The sequence below is a fragment of the Demequina maris genome, assembly GCF_000971155.1.
In the GTDB taxonomy this organism is placed as follows: Bacteria; Actinomycetota; Actinomycetes; order Actinomycetales; family Demequinaceae; genus Demequina; species Demequina maris.
This window is the reverse complement of sequence record NZ_BBLX01000008.1, coordinates 74195-88743: the sequence shown is the minus strand read 5'-3', so window position 1 is coordinate 88743 and position 14549 is coordinate 74195. Positions and strand designations below refer to the sequence as shown.

The 14549-nt window shown below is 72.8% G+C and carries 17 protein-coding genes; 8 read left to right on the top strand and 9 right to left on the bottom strand.

Going from position 1 to position 14549, the window contains the following annotated elements; all coding sequences use genetic code 11:
• Nucleotides 1–52 precede the first annotated feature (52 nt).
• The 6 genes from AOM02_RS10615 (at nucleotide 53) to AOM02_RS10590 (ending at nucleotide 5188) form a co-directional block, all read left to right on the top strand.
• A complete protein-coding gene (locus AOM02_RS10615; protein ID WP_169746624.1) occupies nucleotides 53–916 on the top strand; it encodes a phosphotransferase in 864 nt (287 codons plus the stop codon).
• A gap of 55 nt (nucleotides 917–971) precedes the next feature.
• Nucleotides 972–1403 (top strand): DUF6174 domain-containing protein, encoded by a 432-nt coding sequence (locus AOM02_RS10610; protein WP_062299127.1) that lies wholly within the window; start codon nucleotides 972–974, stop codon nucleotides 1401–1403.
• Between the two features lie 50 nt (nucleotides 1404–1453).
• Entirely contained in the window at nucleotides 1454–1933 is a 480-nt protein-coding gene (locus AOM02_RS10605; RefSeq protein WP_062299126.1) for a cation:proton antiporter regulatory subunit, read from the top strand.
• Nucleotides 1934–1936: 3 nt separating this feature from the next.
• Nucleotides 1937–3181: a cation:proton antiporter gene (locus tag AOM02_RS10600; protein ID WP_082105038.1), complete on the top strand. Its 1245-nt coding sequence runs from the start codon at nucleotides 1937–1939 to the stop codon at nucleotides 3179–3181.
• 121 nt (nucleotides 3182–3302) lie between these two features.
• Nucleotides 3303–4643 (top strand): MFS transporter, encoded by a 1341-nt coding sequence (locus AOM02_RS14665; protein ID WP_062299125.1) that lies wholly within the window; start codon nucleotides 3303–3305, stop codon nucleotides 4641–4643.
• 38 nt (nucleotides 4644–4681) lie between these two features.
• Entirely contained in the window at nucleotides 4682–5188 is a 507-nt protein-coding gene (locus AOM02_RS10590; RefSeq protein WP_062299124.1) for a GNAT family N-acetyltransferase, read from the top strand.
• Here the strand turns inward: AOM02_RS10590 and AOM02_RS10585 are convergent.
• Nucleotides 5178–5906 carry a type IV toxin-antitoxin system AbiEi family antitoxin domain-containing protein gene (locus AOM02_RS10585; protein WP_062299123.1) on the bottom strand — a complete coding sequence of 243 codons (729 nt, stop codon included), beginning with the start codon at nucleotides 5904–5906 and terminating at the stop codon, nucleotides 5178–5180. The two genes, AOM02_RS10590 and AOM02_RS10585, sit on opposite strands and share 11 nt — an antisense overlap.
• 419 nt (nucleotides 5907–6325) lie before the next feature.
• Here AOM02_RS10585 and AOM02_RS10580 point away from each other — a divergent pair, with 419 nt between their 5' ends.
• Nucleotides 6326–6751 carry a prepilin-type N-terminal cleavage/methylation domain-containing protein gene (locus AOM02_RS10580; protein ID WP_082105036.1) on the top strand — a complete coding sequence of 142 codons (426 nt, stop codon included), beginning with the start codon at nucleotides 6326–6328 and terminating at the stop codon, nucleotides 6749–6751.
• 6 nt (nucleotides 6752–6757) lie between these two features.
• Here AOM02_RS10580 and AOM02_RS10575 read toward each other — a convergent pair whose 3' ends face one another.
• From AOM02_RS10575 to AOM02_RS10555, 5 genes are all read right to left on the bottom strand, one after another.
• The gene (locus tag AOM02_RS10575) at nucleotides 6758–7189 is read right to left on the bottom strand and encodes an iron chaperone (protein WP_062299121.1); all 432 of its coding nucleotides are present in this window, start codon (nucleotides 7187–7189) and stop codon (nucleotides 6758–6760) included.
• A 64-nt stretch (nucleotides 7190–7253) separates the two neighbouring features.
• The gene (metE, locus tag AOM02_RS10570; protein ID WP_062299120.1) at nucleotides 7254–9578 is read right to left on the bottom strand and encodes a 5-methyltetrahydropteroyltriglutamate--homocysteine S-methyltransferase; all 2325 of its coding nucleotides are present in this window, start codon (nucleotides 9576–9578) and stop codon (nucleotides 7254–7256) included.
• 159 nt (nucleotides 9579–9737) lie between these two features.
• A complete protein-coding gene (locus AOM02_RS10565; RefSeq protein ID WP_062299119.1) occupies nucleotides 9738–10235 on the bottom strand; it encodes a GNAT family N-acetyltransferase in 498 nt (165 codons plus the stop codon).
• A complete protein-coding gene (locus AOM02_RS10560; RefSeq protein WP_062299118.1) occupies nucleotides 10232–10672 on the bottom strand; it encodes an OsmC family protein in 441 nt (146 codons plus the stop codon). The genes AOM02_RS10565 and AOM02_RS10560 overlap by 4 nt, the downstream gene beginning before the upstream one ends.
• A gap of 66 nt (nucleotides 10673–10738) precedes the next feature.
• Nucleotides 10739–11626: a methylenetetrahydrofolate reductase gene (locus AOM02_RS10555; RefSeq protein WP_062299117.1), complete on the bottom strand. Its 888-nt coding sequence runs from the start codon at nucleotides 11624–11626 to the stop codon at nucleotides 10739–10741.
• A gap of 133 nt (nucleotides 11627–11759) precedes the next feature.
• On the opposite strand from AOM02_RS10555, the gene AOM02_RS10550 reads away from it, so the two are divergent.
• On the top strand, nucleotides 11760–12329 hold the full coding sequence (locus AOM02_RS10550) for a DNA-3-methyladenine glycosylase I (protein ID WP_062299116.1): 570 nt from the start codon (nucleotides 11760–11762) through the stop codon (nucleotides 12327–12329).
• 103 nt (nucleotides 12330–12432) lie between these two features.
• Here AOM02_RS10550 and AOM02_RS10545 read toward each other — a convergent pair whose 3' ends face one another.
• The 3 genes from AOM02_RS10545 to gcvT form a co-directional block, all read right to left on the bottom strand.
• Nucleotides 12433–12945, bottom strand: coding sequence for a (deoxy)nucleoside triphosphate pyrophosphohydrolase (locus AOM02_RS10545; protein ID WP_062299115.1), 513 nt, complete (start codon nucleotides 12943–12945; stop codon nucleotides 12433–12435).
• Nucleotides 12946–12961: 16 nt separating this feature from the next.
• Nucleotides 12962–13345, bottom strand: a complete 384-nt coding sequence (gcvH, locus tag AOM02_RS10540) for a glycine cleavage system protein GcvH (protein ID WP_062299114.1) — start codon at nucleotides 13343–13345, stop codon at nucleotides 12962–12964.
• A 65-nt stretch (nucleotides 13346–13410) separates the two neighbouring features.
• Entirely contained in the window at nucleotides 13411–14541 is a 1131-nt protein-coding gene (gcvT, locus tag AOM02_RS10535; protein WP_062299113.1) for a glycine cleavage system aminomethyltransferase GcvT, read from the bottom strand.
• Between the last annotated feature and the right edge of the window lie 8 nt (nucleotides 14542–14549).

Genomic DNA, 14549 nt, shown 5'->3' with positions numbered 1-14549 from the left:
CGCTAGGGTGGCACGCATGCTCCCAGGTACGCGTACGGAACACCCCCTGGTGGTGGACGACGAGACGGTCCGCGCGCTGATCGACGACCAGTTCCCGCACCTCGCAGACCTCGAGCTCGGCCGCCGCTACACGCTCGAGGACCACTTCGCGATCCGCATCGGCGACCACCACGGAGCGCTGTTCCCCCGCCTGGCCGAGGACGACGCGCTGTTCGCGCGCGCCGCCGACGTGGTCGCGCCCCACCTCGACATGTGGAGCTTCCCGGTGAGCGCCCCCATCGAGACGGGGCTCCCGGGGCGGGGCTTCCCGTACCACTGGGCGCTCGTGGACTGGGTGTCGGCCTCGACGGCGGCATTCGTGCCGCTGCACTCCGCATCGGCGCGCGAGCTCGGCGCCGCGCTGCGCGAGGTCCACGCGCCCGCCCCCGCGGACGCCCCCGAGAACCCCCGCACCGCGCCGCCGCTCACGACCCTCCTCGAGGACTGGGAGCGGCTGCTCGTCTTCGCGTCGCTGCGCGGGGCGCCGGAGAACCGCGTGCTCGACGTCGAGGCGGCGGACGCGCTGTTCCGCACCGGCGTCGCCGCCCGCGTCGACGTGCCGCGCACCTGGACCCACGGCCGCCTCGAGCCGCGCTCGATCCAGTCCGATCGCGGGCGCTTCGCCGGCATGCTGATCTGGCACGCGTTCGGCGCCGGCGACCCCGCCGCGGACCTCGGCGGGGCCGCGACCGTGGTCCCCCTCGACATGCGCGACGAGCTGTACGCCGGCTATGGCGAGGTGAGCGCCTCCACCGCGTGGCGCGCCCAGTCGTACCAGCTGATCGCCGCGATGCGGCACATCGAGCTCGACGACCCGTTCCTCGCGCGCATGGCGTGGGAGCGGCTCATCGAGCTCGGCCTGGCGCACGAGGCGTAGCCCGCCGCCGCATCGTCCCGTCGACAGGTCGCCTATCAGGGGAGATGCTGGATCCATGGACGCGGCGACGATGCGACGGGCCGGGCGCGCGATCGCGCTCGCGTGCGCGACGGTCGCGCTCGCCGCGTGCGGGGCGCTGTCGGGCTCGTCGGAGGCGTGGGACGAGCCCGCCGACTACACGTACGAGGCGACGATCACGGTCTTCGGGCCGTCCGCGGGCACCTGGCGCGTCACGGTGCGCGATCACGACGTCGTCGCGGTCGCGCCGCTCGACGACGCCGCGCTGGCCTCGGGAGCGACGCTCGAGGACTTCTCGACGTTCGCCGAGTACGAGGACTGGCACGCGACCGCCACCGCGGACGGGGCGGCGGTCACGCGCCTGCGGCGGACCCACGACGGCGCGCTCAAGAGCTACGAGTTCGACGGGTCGAAGCGCGCGATCGACGACGAGTACCTGGTCATCGTGTCCGAGGTGACGATCCCCTGATCGGCACGCATCCTCGCCGGTAGCGGCCCGGACGTGGGACAGTAGGCCGCATGGACATCTTCGAGACCCCGCTCCCCGGAGTCGGCGTCCGCTACGAGTTCACCGCGGAGGGTGGCGACCACGTCGGCGTGGTGGTCCGCCGCGACGGCAAGCGCGACCTCGCGTTCTACGACCGGGAGGACCCCGACGCGTGCCGCGGCACCGTGGAGCTGTCGGAGGGAGACTCGGGCAAGCTCGCGGACCTGCTCGGCGGGACGAACATCATCGCGCGGCTCGAGGACCTCCGGCACACGATCGTGGGGCTCGCGATCGAGTGGGTGACGATGCCCGCGCGCGGCGGCCTCGTCGGCCGGTCGCTCGCGGAGGGACGCATCCGCACGGTGACCTCCGCATCGGTCGTGGCGGTGATCCGCGGCGACCAGGGCATCCCCGGGGTCGAGCCGTCCTTCATCTTCGAGCCGGGGGACACCGTCCTGGTGCTGGGCTCCGACGAGGCCGTCGACCGCGCGGCCGCGATCCTCACGGGCTGAGCCATGGACGCCGCGACCGCACCCATGACGGGCCTGCGTGTCGCAGTGGAGGGCGCCCACGGGGGCGACACCGCGCTCGTATTCATCGAGCTCGGCATCGTCTTCCTCGTCCTCGCACTGCTCGGCAGGCTCGCGGGCCGCATCGGGATCCCCTCGATCCCGCTGTACCTGCTCGCGGGGCTCGTCATGGGCGAGGGCGGCTTCATCCCCATCAGCGCGGGCGAGGAGTTCCTGTCGATCGGGGCGCAGATCGGCGTGGTGCTGCTCCTGCTGCTGCTCGGCCTCGAGTACTCGCCCGACGACCTCCGCGTGGGCATGCGCACCACCTGGAAGGCCGGGATCCTCGACCTCGTGCTCAACGCGACGCCCGGCCTCGCGGTCGGCCTGATGATGGGCTGGTCGGCCACCGCATCGGTGCTGCTCGCGGGCGTGACCTACATCTCCAGCTCGGGCATCATCGCGCGCCTGCTCGACGACTTCGACCGGCTCGCGAACCGCGAGACGCCCGTGATCCTCAGCCTCCTGGTGATGGAGGACATCGCGATGGCGCTGTTCCTGCCGATCCTCGCGGTCATGCTCGTCGGCGCGACGCTGCTGCAGGGTGCGGTGGCGGCCGCCATCGCGATCGCGATCGTCGCGGCGGCGTTCCTGTTCGCGATGCGCTTCTCGCGGCAGCTGTCGACCGCCGTCCACTCGCACTCGCGCGAGCTGCTGCTGCTGAGCGTGCTCGGGCTCGCGTTCCTGGTGGCGGGCCTCGCCGAGGCGGTCCAGGTGTCCGCGGCGGTGGGCGCGTTCCTGCTCGGCCTGACGCTGTCGGGCAACGTCGCGGACCAGCTGCGCGGGCTCATGCCGCCGCTGCGCGACGTCTTCGGCGGGATCTTCTTCGTCTTCTTCGGGATCACCATCGACCCGCGCGACCTGGGCCCGGTCGCGCTGCCCGCGCTCGGCCTCGCGGTCGTCACGCTGATCACGAAGATCATCACGGGCGTGTGGGCCGCCCGCCGCGTGGGCATCGGCCCCAAGGGCCAGTGGCGCACCGGGCTGTCCCTGGTGCCGCGCGGAGAGTTCTCGATCGTCATCGCGGGCCTCGGCGTCGCGGGCGGCGCGCAGCCGCTGCTCGGCCCGTTCGCCGCCGCCTACGTGCTCATCCTCGCCGTCGCGGGATCGGTGCTGATGCGCTACGCCGACCAGATCCCGTCACCGTTGAGAGCGCCCGCCGCACGGTCACGGCCACGACCGGCCGTGTGAGAACATGGGCCATCGTCCCGGCGGGCCTCACCCCGAGGACGATGCGCCGGCCACGTCGCGCAGTTGGCGTGGCTTCCGCGCGAGGACGCGCGAGATGTTCTTCTCCCTGTGAGGTTCCGTCATGCTCACCCCCTATCGGGGCATCCTCGCCCTGCCCGGTGCACGCGCGTTCACCCTGTGGGGCCTCGTCGCGCGCATCCAGATGGGGCTGACCGGCCTCGCGACGTTCCTGCTCGTCCAGATCGAGTACGGGCGCTACGAGTACGGCGGCATGGTGGTCGCGGCCATCGCCGTGTCGTACGCCCTCGTGTCGCCGCAGGTGGGCAAGCTGGTCGACGCGTACGGGCAGTCGCGCGTGCTCCGGATCGGCTACGCGATCGCCATCGTGGGACGCGTGGCGATGATCGCGGCGGCCCTCACCCACCAGCCGATCTGGGTGCTCATGCTGCTCACGCCGCTGTTCGCCGCCGGCGGCACCCAGTCCACGCACACGCGCGCCCGGTGGACGCACATCGTCCCCGACAAGGACGCGCTCAACACGGCCTTCTCGCTCGAGTCGTCGCTCGAGGAGGTGCTGTTCATCGCGGGTCCCGCGCTCGCCACGGTGCTCGCGACCCAGGTGGAGTCGTGGGTGCCGTCCGCGATCGCCGTCGTCACTCTCGCGATCGGCGGCTACGGCTTCCTGTCGCTCACCGCGACGGAGCCGCCCGCACGGCGCGCCGACGCCCGCGCGCTCCAGGCCGAGCGCGAGCACAGCACCGCGCTGGTGATCGACGGGACCCTCGAGCGCATCGGCCTGCCTCCCAAGCCCCGCGGCATGCGCCGCTACCGGGGCGCGCTGCGCGGCCACCTGCTCGTCACCACCCCCGCGCTCGTCGTCACCACCGTGATCTTCGGCACCCAGGGCGCGATGTTCGCCTCCGTCGACGCCGCCACCGTCGCGTTCGCCGAGGAGCTCGGCCACAAGGACATGGCCGGACTCGTGCTCGCCGTCTGGGCCGTGGGCTCGCTCGTGGGCGGCCTCGCGTACGGCTCGAGGGTGTGGGCCCGCACCCTCGCGTCGCGACTGCTGTGGGGCGTGTCCGTGACCGGCGTGGGCGCCGTGTCGTTCATGTTCGCGCCGGGGCTGCTCGCGCTCGGCACGCTGATGTTCCTCACCGGATTGGCGATCGCCCCCACCATGGCGGTGGGCGACGGCGTCACCCACGCCCTCGTGCCACGGTCGCGCCTCACCGAGGGCATGACCTGGACCCGCACCGGCATGGACCTCGGCATCGCGTCCGGGGCATGGCTCGCGGGCGCGATCATCGACCGCCACGGCGCGCAGGGCGGCTTCCTCGTGACCGCGTGCGCGGGGCTCGCGGGCGTCGCAATCGCCGCGGCGTCGTGGCGCTACCTGCGCTCGCGCCGCGCGTACGAGGAGATGATCACGCGCGACGACTCGCTGCCCGTCGCGGCGTGATCGGCGCTTCCTCGCCAGGGCGACCGGATAATGGGCGCGTGATCCGAGACGCCGACCCCGCCGCCGATGCGGCGCGCATCGCCGAGATCTACGACCACTACGTGGCGCACGACACGGCGACGTTCGAGACCGAACCGGTCTCCGCCGACGAGATGTGGGCGCGCATCGCGCGCATCCAGGACCGCGGCCTCCCGTGGATCGTCGCCGAGGAGGGCGGGCGCGTGCTGGGATACGCGTACGCCGGGCCGTTCCGCGACCGTGCCGCGTACCGGCACACGCTCGAGTCGACCGTCTACCTCGACGCCGACGCGCGGCGGGCCGGGACCGGCACCGCCCTGTACTCGGCGCTGCTGGAGCGGCTGCGCACGCTGGACGGCACGGCGCACGCGCCGGTGCACTCCGTGATGGGCGTGATCGCGCTGCCGCACCCGGGCTCGGTGGCGCTGCACGAGCGGCTCGGCTTCCGCCATGTCGGCACGGTCGCCGACGCCGGCTTCAAGCTCGACCGCTGGATCGACGTCGGCTACTGGCAGCTCATGCTCTGAGCCGCCACAGGCGCTCCCACGCCTTGTGCCGCCGCTGGCCGGTGGCCACCGTGCGGACGTCCCGTCCATCCGTGCCGCGCACGAGGACATCCGCGAGGCGAGGGGCATCGCCGGGCGCACCCATGCGCACCGGACTGTGGACCAGGTCGAGAGCGGTCTGGATCGTCGACGTGACGCGCACGTCGCACAGCTCCCCCTGCCTCGTCTCCAGGACCGGGCCGGGGCTCTCGCGGACCGGCGCGGGCGCCGCCCAGAATCCCGGCGCGACGTCGATCTCGCGACGCTGATGGAAGCGCACGGTCGCGCCGAGCGGAGGCAGAGGTCGGTCGCGCGTCTGCCTCGGGACCGTGACATGCACCTCGCCGAAGGGCACGGCGCAGGCGCCGTGAAGCGCCGCCGCCGAGACACCGCAGACGTATGGCAGCACGCGACCGAACCGGTGCGCCGCGACCAGCCAGGCCACCTCGACCGGGTCCGGGGCCCAACCGACCGGCGCGCCGTCCGGCACGACGACGTACAGGCCACGTCCGACGACCGCGATCGTCCCGGCGCCGCTCTGATGCGCAAGCCAGGCGGCGTGGCAGCGCACGGCACGCCCGGCCTCGGCCGTGGTGAAGAGAGGCAAGGTCGGCGGAACCGCACCGGCGCGGCCGCCGAGCAGCTGGCGCCACCGTTCGCGCGCCGCACCCAAGCGGGCCCCTGGCTCGAGCGGGTTCACGCTGCCTCCTCAGGCCTCGGCGCGGCGGCGCCTGCATCCGCCCCGCACGCTCGGCGTTTTCATGCACTTTGGCGCCGGGACGGCGCCGTCTGCACCCGTCTGCGCGTGTTCGCGGGACGACCCCGGCCCGTGCGAGGCCCGAGGACATCGGCACCGGACGGACGTCTGACCGCCGCGACCGCAGCGGACGTACGCATCGTTCCTGGCAGATTTCCGATGCGAGCTCGAGGCGGTCGCAACGCCGCCGGTTCCCGCGAGCGGCGCCCCGAGCGCGAGCGCCCGATCCGAGGAGACGATGCCGGCGCTAAGTGCATGAAAACGCCGAGCGTCGCGCGACAGGGGGCTCGCCAGCCGGCCGGCTGTTGCGTTTCTCCTGCACCAACGGTCACACTGAGCGAGGAGCCTTGAGGGGGGCAGCCATGACACGCATGCGGCAGGGACGCGACGACGGGTTCTCGATGGTCGAGCTCGTGGTCGTCATCATCATCATCGGGATCCTCGCGGCGGTCGCGATCCCGCTCTATCTCGATCACCAGCGCAAGGCCAGCGACGCCGCGGCACAGTCGGACGCGATGAACCTCGGCACGCTCATCCGCGCCGCCTACGACGAGGACGAGACGACCGGTGTGACCGTGACGGTCTCCTCCGATCGGCAATACATGATCGATGGCGACCCGGTGCTCGGGATGTCACCTGGGGTCGAGTTCGTCACGTGGACCGGCGGCGCGATCGACAGCTGGTGCGTCCAGCTCAAGCATCCGCAGGGCGACATCTCCGCCAACCCGGGAGTGCGCTTCGACTCCAAGAACGGCTACGTCGAGAACGCGGAGTGCGTCGCGCCCTGACGTCGGCTACGCGCCCGCGGCACGCTCCACGAGCTCCGCGATGCGCTTCTCCTCGTCCTCGTCGAGGGTGAGGAGCGCGTACGAGGTCGCCCACATCGCGCCGTCGTCGAGCGCCGCCACGTCCTCGAAGCCGAGAGTCGCGTAGCGGGACTTGAACTTCTCCGCCGGCTTGAAGAACACCAGCACCTTGCCGTCCTTGGCGTAGGCGGGCATCCCGTACCAGGTGCGGGGCGCGAGCCCCGGGGCCACCCGCGTGACGATCGCGTGGATGCCCTCCGCGAGCGCGCGGTCGCCGTCGGGCATCTCCTCGATCTTCGCGAGCACGTCCGCGAGGTCCGCGGCCGCCTTGTCGGCGCCCTTGGCCCGCTTGGCCGCGGCGCGCCGCTCGGCCGCGGTCTCCTTCATGGCAGCGCGCTCTTCCTCGGTGAATTCGCTCATGGCTCCGATCGTGCCACGGCCCGGGCCTCGCGGGGAGGTCCGGGCCGTGGCGACGAGGGCGGTGCTACGCGCGGACGGCGCGCGTCGCCTCCATCATGTGCTCGAGCGTCGCGGTGGTCTCCGCGTACGCACGGGTCTTGAGGCCGCAGTCGGGGTTGACCCACAGCTGCTTGCCGGGGATCGACTCCTTGGCGAGCGAGAGCAGCTCCGTGATCTCCTCGGTCGACGGCACGCGCGGCGAGTGGATGTCCCACACGCCCGGGCCGATCTGGCGCTCGTAGCCGTGACCCTTGATCGCCGGCAGCACCTCCATGCGCGAGCGGGCCGCCTCGATCGAGGTGACGTCGGCGTTGAGGCCGTCGATCGCGTCGATGATCTCGCCGAACTCCGAGTAGCACAGGTGGGTGTGGACCTGGGTGTCGTCGTGCGCGCCCGAGGTGGCGAGGCGGAACGAGTCCACCGACCACTCCAGGTACGCCGCCTGGTCCTTCTTCTTCAGCGGGAGCAGCTCGCGCAGCGCGGGCTCGTCCACCTGGATGATACCGATGCCGGCCGCCTCCAGGTCGCGGATCTCGTCCCGCAGGGCGAGCGCCACCTGGTTGGCGGTGACGCCGAGCGGCTGGTCGTCGCGGACGAACGACCACGCGAGGATCGTCACCGGGCCGGTGAGCATGCCCTTCATCGGCTTCTCGGTGAGCGACTGCGCGTACGCGGTCCAGCGGACGGTCATCGGCTCGGGACGCGTGACGTCGCCCCACAGGATCGACGGGCGCGTGCAGCGCGAGCCGTACGACTGGACCCAGCCGTTGACCGTGACGTCGAAGCCGTCGAGCAGCTCGGCGAAGTACTGCACCATGTCGTTGCGCTCGGCCTCGCCGTGCACGAGCACGTCCAGGCCGAGGTCCTCCTGGAGCTTCACCACGCGGGCGATCTCCGCCTTCATGGCCTCCTCGTAGGCGGCGTCGTCGATCTGGCCCTTCGCCCAGGCGGCGCGCGCCTTGCGGATGTCCTGCGTCTGCGGGAACGAGCCGATGGTCGTGGTCGCGAGCTCCGGCAGCGCGAAGCGCGCGTCCTGGGCCGCGGCGCGGACCGCGTACGACGGGCGGTCGAGGTCGGCGGCGCTCACGCCCGCCAGCGCGTCGCGCACGTCGGCCTTGTTCGTGCCCGGGTGCGCCTTGCGCGACGCGAGCGCGGCGCGGGTGGCGGCGAGCGCATCGGCCACCGCCTCCTCGCCCTGCTCGCGCGCGGTGGCGAGGGCGACGACCTCCGCGACCTTCTCGTCCGCGAAGGCGAGCCAGCTGAGCAGCTCGGCACCCAGGTGCTCCTCACCCTCCAGGGTGTGGGGCACGTGGAACAGCGACGTCGAGGTCGAGACGGCGACGGTCGCGCCGAGCGCCTCGATCTCCTTCGCCTTGCGCAGCGCCGCGTCGAGGTCGGTGCGCCAGATGTTGTGGCCGTCGACCACGCCGGCGACCACGGTCACGCCCGACAGGTCGGTGCCGGAGGGCACCCCGCCGCGGACGAGGTCGAGGCCGATCGCCTCGACGCCGGAGTCCTTGAGCACGGGGAGCGCGTCGTCAAGCGCGTTGTACGGCGCGGCGACGAACAGCGCGGGGCGGTTCGCCAGCGAGGCGAGCGAGCCGTAGACCTTCTCCGCGTTCGCGAGGACCTCGGCGCGGTCCGCGTCGATGTCGGCGACGAGGATGGGCTCGTCGATCTGCACCCACTCGGCGCCTGCGGCCTTGAAGGCCTCCAGCAGGTTGCCGTAGACCTCGAGGACGTCCTCGAGACGCTCGATCGGGCGGAAGCCCTCGGGCGCCTCGTCGCTCGCCTTCGACAGGTAGAGGAAGGTGAGCGGGCCGGTGATGACGGGACGGGTCAGGTAGCCCGCGTCCTTCGCCTCGACGAACTGGTCGACCCAGCGCGTGCTCGAAAGCGCGAAGTGCGTCTCGGGGCCGATCTCGGGGACGAGGTAGTGGTAGTTCGAGTCGAACCACTTGGTCATCTCGAGCGGGGCCTTGTCGCCGACGCCGCGGGCGATCGTCGAGTAGCCCGCGAGGTCCACGCCGCCGTCCGCGTCGCGCAGGTCCGCGAAGCGCGTGGGGACCGCGCCGAGCGTCACCGCGGCGTCGAGCACGTGGTCGTAGAACGAGAAGTTGCTGGGGATCGCCGACGCGTCCTTGTCGAGGCCCAGCTCCGCGAGGCGGGCGAGGTTCTCGAGGCGCAGCTCGCGCGCCGCGGACTCGAGCTGGTCCGCCGTGGTCGCGCCCTTCCAGAAGGACTCGAGCGCCCGCTTGAGCTCGCGTATTCGGCCGATGCGGGGGTAGCCCAGGATGGTGCCGCCCGGGAAGGTGTGCGCAGGGACAGAGACGTTGTTCTGCTCAGACATGATTCCTCATGAGGGTGGTGCGCGGCGGGCTCGCCATTGCGCTTGGTCGACGCGCGCGGCGCCGAGTTGCGACGGTCAGACTAACCCCTCGCGGCGCTCTTCGCCAGGGGGCATGTCCACGGTTCGGACGCATCGTCCCACTTCGCGGACACCTGTCGATCAGTCCGCCACGGCCTCGTCGTCGCGCATCTCCACCACCCGGATCAGCGCCCCGGTGCGGCTCCGGCGCTCCCCACGACCCGCCACCGCCATGCCGAGCCCCTGGTAGACGGCGATATTGCCCTCCTCGTCCTCCCGCACGAGGCACGACAGCCCCGCGAGGCCGGAGGTGTGCGCGTGGGTGCGGAGGGCGCGGACGAGCGCGGCGGCGTGGCCGCGGCCGCGCTCCTCGGGCACCACGCCGAGCCTGCCGAAGTAGAGCGTCCCGTCCCCGGCGGGGTGGTGCTTCACGGAGGCCACCGCGCGGCCGTCGACCCGGAGCAGGCCGATCCGGACGCCGCCGGCGATCTCGCCGCGGAGCGACTCCGCCGTCTCCGTCATCGCGCCGGACGGCAGCCCGGTGCGCGCGTACTCGGCGAACGCGCGGTGCATCACGGCGACCGCATCGTCCGCCGCGTCGGGGCCGGCGTCGAGGTCGATCTCGACGCGCGGGCTCACGCGGTGGCGCGCGGCTCGGCCTCGACGAGCGCGACGGGCACGCCCGCCTCGACCGTGCGGGACACGGTGCAGTGCTTCTCGTGCGAGGCGCGCAGGGCGGCGCCGATGCGCTTGCGGGCGGCGTCGCCGGCCTCGCCCTCGGGGAACGCGAGGTCGAACAGCACGCGGATGTTCTCCAGGATGTTCGCGCCGTCGTCGGTGACCTTGTCCGCGGAGGCCGTCACCTCGAAGCGGTCGGGCTCGGAGCGGCGGGTGGTCATCGCGTCGACGTCGATCGACGAGCAGCCCGCGATCGCGGCGAGCATGAGCTCGACCGGACCGAGCAGGCCCTCGCCGCGGCCGAAGCGCAGCTGCGCCCCGTCCGCGTTGGTGGCGACGTAGACGCCCTCGGACTCACGGGTGAGGGTCACGGTGCGGGGGGTGGCGGTGCGCGTCATGCGTCGATGGTCGCACGGACGCGGGCGCGTGCCCGACCGCGCGCCTGCGCGGACGGCGCGTCGAGGTCAGTCGCGGACGAGCCCCATCGTGTCGACGAGCTCGAGCGCGGCGGCGTGCTGGTTGAACGTGATGATGTGGATGCCCGGAGCGCCGGCGTCGAGCAGCCCGCGCGACAGCCGCGCCGCGTGGGCCACGCCGGCCGCCCGCGCCGCCGCATCGTCCTCCGCGGCCTCGAGCTCGCCGGTGAGCTCGGCGGGCGTCGGCACGCCGGTGAGCTCGGCGGCGCGCATCGCACGCCGCGTGCTCACGAGCGGCATGACCTCGGGGATGACCGGGAGGTGGATGCCGTCGGCCGCGGCGTCCTCGACGAGCGCGGTGTACTGGTCGACCTCGTAGAACACCTGCGTGATCGCGAAGTCGGCGCCCGCGTCCTGCTTGGCGCGGAGCACGTCGAGCCCGAGCTGGCGGAAGCGCTCGATCGCGTGCTGCGCGGGGAAGGCGGTCACGCCGACGCTGAGGTCCTGGACGCCGTGCGCGCGGGCGACCTCGCGCAGCAGCACGACGAGCTCGGAGGCGTAGAGCAGCCCCTCGGGGTGCGGGCGCCAGTCGCTCTGACCCTTGGGCGGGTCGCCGCGCAGCGCGAGGAAGTCGCGCACGCCGTCGGCCAGGTACGCCTCGATGACCTCGATCAGTTCCGCGCGGGACTGGTCGACGCACGTGAGGTGCGCGAGCGGCGGGATGGTGTGCTGCACCGCGAGGCGGTGGACCACGGAGCGCGAGGTGCCGCGCGTGGTGCCGGAGGCGCCGTAGGTGATCGACATGAAGTCGGGCCGCGTCGCGGCCAGCAGGTCCATGGTCTCCACGAGGGTCGACTCGGCGGCGGGGGTGCGCGGCGGGAAGAGCTCGTACGAGAGCGTGCGGCGCCCGGCGGAGAGGAGGTCACGGATCGTCATGGCGCGCTCACCATACCCGGCGTCCGGGACCCCGGCCAGAGGTGATGTCCCCGGTCGCGCGGCCGCACCGAAGTGCTCCCCCGTGCCGAAAATGCGGTCGGGCGCTGTCGCATCGTCCCTGCAGACTGGACCCATGATCACGGAGACGAACGACCTCGTGCGATGCTTCGGCGCCGGCGACCCGCTGTACGAGAGGTACCACGACGAGGAGTGGGGGCTGCCGGTCCACGGGGACGCGGCGCTGCTCGAGCGCATCGTGCTGGAGGGCGCGCAGTCCGGGCTCGCGTGGATCACGATCCTGCGCAAGCGCGAGGGCTATCGCGAGGCCTTTGCCGGCTTCGACCCCGCGGCCGTCGCGGCCTTCGGCGACGCGGACGTCGAGCGGCTCATGGAGGACGCGGGGATCGTGCGCAACCGGCGCAAGATCGAGTCCGCGGTCGTGAACGCGCGCGCGACCGTCGCCCTGCGCGAGTCCGGCACGAGCCTGGACGAGCTGTTCTGGTCCTTCGCGCCCGCGCCGCGCGCGGCCGCGCCGGCCTCGTGGCAGGACGTGCCGGCGTCGACGCCCGAGTCGGTCGCGCTGGCGAAGGCCCTGAAGAAGGCCGGCTTCGTCTTCGTCGGACCGACCACGATGCACGCCGCGATGCAGGCATGCGGCCTGGTGGACGACCACATCGCAGGCTGCGTGGCCGCGCGCGCGTGAGACGCGGGACCTTCGTCCGTCGCGAGTTGTCCACATTTGTATCCACTTGATGTGGATATGTCCGATTCGGCGCGCGCGGACGCGCGGAACGTGCGCGCGGGAGTCAGCAGTACGCGCGTCGGTGGCGTTCGATCGCGTCCTCGAGGAGCGCCTCGACGATGCGCTTGTCCGCGGGCAGCCACGGGACGTCGCGCCACCCGCCGGGCTCGAGCCAGCGCAGCTCGTCGTGGTCCTCGAGCGGACGCGGCTCGACCGCCGCGCCGTCCGCGCCGGGCAGGATCCGCGCCCACCACACGCGCATGACGAGCCGCTCGAGATCGGCGTCGCCCGGCCGCAGCATCCACACGGGGGCGTCGCCGCACGAGTCCTCGATGCCGTGCCCGTCGTCCGGGCCGATCACCTCGTCGCCGATCTCGACCTCGACGCCGAGCTCCTCGCGCAGCTCCCGGCGCAGCGCGTGCTCGGGGGTCTCGCCGCGCTCGACCTTGCCGCCCGCGAACTCCCACAGGCCCGCGAGCGCGGACGGCGCGCTGCGCCGTGCCGCAAGAAGCCGCCGCGGGGCCTCGAGAGAGTCGGTGATCGCGGCGGCGACCACGAGGCGCGTGTTGACAGGCACGGGGACCGCCCGTCCGCTACTCGGTGAGCGCCGCGTACGCCTCGGCGTCGAGCAGATCCGTGGCGGTCTCGGAGATCTCGACCTTGAAGATCCAGCCGTCGCCGTAGGCGTCGGAGTTGAGGGTCTCGGGGGCGCCCTCGAGGGCCTCGTTCACCGCGATCACGGTGCCCGACACCGGCGAGTAGAGCTCGCTCACGGCCTTGGTGGACTCGAGCTCGCCGCAGACCTCGCCCGCGACGACCGTGTCGCCCACGCGAGGCGCCTCGACGTAGACGATGTCGCCCAGCGCCTGCGCGGCATGCTCGGTGATCCCGACCGTGACCTCGGCGCCCGCGTCGGGCTCGCCGGAGACCCACTCGTGCTCGGCGGAGTAGGCGAGCTCCTCGGGAACGTTCGACATGGCAACCCCTCTCTGGGGACGGGACTCGGATGCGGCAGCGCCGGCGGGCCGGCCCTGGGACGAGCCTACGAGGCCCGCGAGTAGAAAGGTAGCGCGGTCACGGTCATGTCCTCGCGTCGGCCACGCACGTCGATCCCGACCACGGTGCCCGGCTCGGCGAGGGTCGCGGGCACGTACGCCATGGCGATGGGGCGGCCGAGCGTCGGCGACGGCGCTCCCGACGTCACCACGCCCACCGTCGCACCCTCCGCGTCGAGCACGCCGTAGCCGGCGCGCGCGGCGCGGCGGCCGTCCCCGAGCAGCCCGACGAGCACGCGCGAGGGCCCCTCGACCTTGGCGCGCAGCAGCGCCTCGCGGCCCACGAAGTCGCCGCGCGGCTTGGCCGGCGTCCCGAACACGACGATGCGGCCCAGGCCGGCGTCGAACGGGGTGGTGTCGCGCGTGAGCTCCTGGCCGTACAGCGGCATCCCCGCCTCGAGCCGCAGCGTGTCGCGCGACGACAGCCCGCACGGCACGATCCCGTCCGCGGCGCCCTCCTCGAGCGCCAGCGCCCACACCGCGGCGGCCTCGTCCGCGTCGACGAACAGCTCGAAGCCGTCCTCGCCGGTGTAGCCGGTGCGCGCGACGAACGCGTGGATGTCGCCCTGGAGCAGGACGTTCGCGGCGGAGTAGTAGCGCATCGCGCGGATGTCGTCGTCGCCGCGGGTGCACATGCGCGCGACGATGTCCTCGGCGCGCGGCCCCTGCACCGCGATGAGCGCGACCTCGGGGGAGATGTCCTCGAGCGTCGCGTCGAAGCCGGCGAGCCGTGCGGTGAGCTCCTCGACGACGACGTCCTTGTTCGCGGCGTTCGCGACGATGAAGAAGTGGTCCCAGTCGCGGCGGTAGACGATCAGGTCGTCGATGACGCCGCCCTCGGGCGTGCACAGCATCGTGTACTTGGCGCCCCACAGCGCCACCGCGGAGATGCGGCCGACGAGGGCGTGGTCGAGGAACGCGGCCGCCTGGTCGCCGCGGATCGAGATCTCGCCCATGTGCGACAGGTCGAACAGCCCCGCCGCCGTGCGGACCGCGGTGTGCTCGGCGATGTCGCCCGTGTACCTCACCGGCATCTCCCATCCCGCGAACGGGACGAGCGTCGCGCCGAGCGCGACGTGCTGGTCGTGGAGCGGGGAGCGCAGGGTGGCGTCTGACATGGTCCTCA